Below are 3,660 nucleotides of genomic sequence, written 5' to 3' on the forward strand. Positions count from 1 at the left end.
GCCTCCATCACCGCTTAGCTTATCGTTCCCTGCACCACCTTCAAGGATGTCGTCACCGGGATGGAGAACTCCCGTAAGCTGAACAGATGTCGCGCTGCCGTCAGGATTCTGGACAAGATAGCCCTCCGTATACGCATCACCCCAGAGCGTATCGTCGCCAAGGCCACCAATTAGTCGATCCGATCCTCCACCTCCGCCCACACGATCATCACCAGGCCCACCGTCAAGATAATCGGTGCCGTCAAGAGTGGTTCGGTAATCCCTGCCGATTCCAGTCCAAGGCTCATCGGCTATATGATCGATGAGATCGCCCACCAAAATATCGTTGCCGTCTCCTCCAAAGAGCATGTCATGGCCGCGCCCGCTGGAGAGATAATCATTGCCTCCATTCCCATACAATGTGTCGTCGCCGAAGGCGTTGGGAAACGCCACGCCGCTATCCGATCCAGCGCCCCCGATGAGTGTTTGATGAAAAAGTCCACCCACCCCCATAGCCACCCCTGCAGTCGGATCAGTGATCCAGGAATAATCCTCCGCATGTTCTTCGTATCGATCGTCCGAATTGCCTACGAGCGCTTTGACGCTGACCACACTTTCAACCTGCGTTGTATGGGTCTGCTGACCCGTATCATCCACCAGCATCGCCGAGAGTGTCACGGCGGCATCACTGGAGACTTCCTTGCTCGCCAGGAGAGTAAAGCGGACTTGGTCCGACCCCTCGGGCACAAGCAACTGAAACGTGCCGTTCGCGTCGGCCTGTTGCACTCCGTCCGCCGTCATGACGCTCACCTGGTTGGCTTGTGGGCCTTGGAGTTGTAAAGACACCCGCTGCCCTCCGGCTCCCGCCGCAAACGGCAACGAGAGCCGGAATACCTCGCCCAACTGTTCTTCCACTGTGGCGCCGGATACCCCATCGGGCACATAGCCAGGCGTATGAAACGGATTGGGCCCCACATCTTTTTGAATCACCACGGTTTGTCCGGCGCGCTGGATCGTTTCTCTCGCTTCTTCCACTGCGGCCCGCACAGATGACGACAACTGGGGATCGTTCAACTCCGCCGCGTAAGCTTCATCGACCAGTCGAATGTCGGCAAGACTTGTAATGGTCCGACCGAGACTGAACAGGGTGTTGGGAATATCTTCGGTAAAATCATCTACAGCATTCGCAATACCATTGGCCGTATCAAGAACCATGGGCACAATAACGTTATCCAGATAAGACTGCAGGTTCGTGACAGTCATTCCGCAATCAAGCGCCACATCGACAAATGCCGATGCCAGCCTCGCCATGAAACTTCCGACAACTCCGCCGGCTGTATTGGCTTCATTGCGTAGGAAATTAAATGTTTCCTGCAGCCAATGTGAGTCGGTCGTGAGAAGTTTCTGTGCGAATTCATTGATGTCCAATGCGAGCGGCTGGAGAACCGACGTCAGCTTGGATCCGATTGCTGCACCAGGCACAAGAGCCAGCATCATTTCAGCTTGGATGCGGCGATCTTCGGAACTGATCGATGGATCCACAGTCTGCACCGCACTCGACACCCAATCGCGCAAAGTACTAAAGAGCTCGACATGCCGATCTACTTGGAATTCCAATGCATCACTCAGCATGGCACCAAGAAGTGATGCAGCGTACGCCGTACCTGTGACGCCCGGTGCTACAAGTGCGGTCGTCCTTGCAATAGCTCCCCAGTCATATTTCCGTAAACAGGCGTACCATTCATCCGACATTTCCCCGGCCGCGTGAAGATGGGTAAACATGGCCTGCGTGAAGGAGTTGATTTCACTGGGATCACCGAGTGCGAGTCCAGCAATAATCCCTGCGGCAAGACGAGGCCCAGATTCCAGCAACGAAACGTCTTGATCGTTTAAAATACGACCGAACATCGCCGCCATCTGTTGCACATTTTGTATCTGCAGGTACTCAATAGGTCGGGCCACCGCTGCTTCGAATTCCACACCGGGCAGCAGAAATGGATAGAAACCCGTCTCGATGCGGTGCGCCTCGAGGGGATTCAGTAGGAATGGTTCGCCTGTATCAGGATCAATTTGCGTGGCATGCGCATTGAGCATATATGCTGTGCCGCCAGTGTGCCCAACACCATGGAAACTTCCCAAACGACTGACGATGTCGCCTTCTGTATAGAAATGGGCATTGGAGCCGATGTCAGCAAGCACGGTAGAATCATAACCGCCTGTATTATGCTGAAGTCCAAGAACGCCACCAAAGCCATTGAAGGTAGTGAGGGTGACATTGGTTTTGCTGAAGCCGGTCAACCCGTGGTGAGACTGAACGTAATCATAGGCTGCATACTGCGCCAACGCACCACCAAGACTTTGGCCAGTGAAGTGAATTTTTCCAGTAAATGCACTTCCATCCGGATCTGTTAGACCATCGATAAATCCAAAGACCAAATCCCGTCCAGCACCTCGGTCATTCCACTGATTCCAACCCAAATACTGACTGTTCGAAACCCAGTCTTGAGGATTAGGTCCATCCGTGCCACGCATGGCAATGATAACTTCGTTGGCTTGCACGTTGCGATACGCGATATATCCGAATCCCGTACCGGGATCGCGATTCTGTATTACTTCAACAAATCCTGAGGAAACCGTATACTGCGGGGCTACACCATACGTTGTGTCGAACAGTGGTTCGAGTGCGCTTCCAGAAAGCACGGGATGCCGGAGCAAGTCGAAGTACGAGGCATCAGATGCCAATAAGGTGAGCTTCGCAAGATCATTGAGGCCAGCAGGTAACGCCATTATGAATCTCCTACACACAGGTCAATCATTTGAAGAGTCCGCGTACCGGACTTCCCATCTAATAGCGCCCGGAAGCTGTCCGCTCCGGCTTGTGGATGAAGTACATGCACAAAAGCGACTTTACAGCCATCTGGAGACACAGCTTCGTTCCTCACAAAGCCCTCAATGAGACGTGTTGGGCTTTCGTTCCCTGGCTTTAATAGATAGCCCCCTCTGGTTCCCACACTGGCGTAATCCCCACGTCCGCCACTGAGAAAGAGTCCTTTCTTTGTGAGCAGAAACCCTCCCCAGCCCAACTTTTCCCACGGTTTTCCTCTCGGCTCCAGTGCCTTTGTGACAGTCCCATTAGGCTTGACCAACCAAATGACAGGTGCATATGTTGTCTCTCGATAACCTTCCACCAGATAGATATCGACGAAACCAAAGTAGTCGACGTGGAGCCGCACTTGTTCCCCCGTAAAAGAGAGCTGCTTCGGGCTCTTATCATGGGGTGAATACAGAAAAACGGGACTCGCTTTAGAAGGGTCTGCTCGGGATGACAACCCAAAGTCCAAATATCCGTGTTCTTCCAGCAACGGAATGGATCTATTCTTACGGCCTTCTTGCCGCCAATACGGAAGTGTTTCGTAATAGCGACAACTGACCGGATTAAACCAATACTTCTTTTTTGGAAATGGAGTTCGTTGCTCTTTCCCCAGTTGGCCTGAGACAAGCATGCCTTCTTTGACAAAGGTAACTTCCCCTGCATGAACACAGAGGGATGTCATCCCTTCAATACTCTCGTGCTTTACAACTTCATTCGACTGTGTATCCCAAATGAACAGCCCGGTGATGTCATATACATGGCCATCTCGTGGGCTTTTTGTTCCGAACTTCTCAGGCTCATATCCGTGA

2 protein-coding genes are annotated in these 3,660 nt (G+C 52.7%); both read right to left on the reverse strand.

Translation table 11 applies throughout. The features are described 5' to 3' along the window. Positions 1–2,766 (reverse strand): alpha/beta hydrolase family protein (locus ACOSYY_RS00410; RefSeq protein ID WP_526023254.1); only part of this gene is annotated, 2,766 nt, incomplete at its 3' end. Next, on the reverse strand, positions 2,766–3,660 hold an 895-nt coding region (locus ACOSYY_RS00415), incomplete at its 5' end, for a hypothetical protein (RefSeq protein WP_421660244.1). The genes ACOSYY_RS00415 and ACOSYY_RS00410, both read right to left, overlap by 1 nt.

Source organism: Nitrospira sp. BLG_2, from assembly GCF_049222245.1.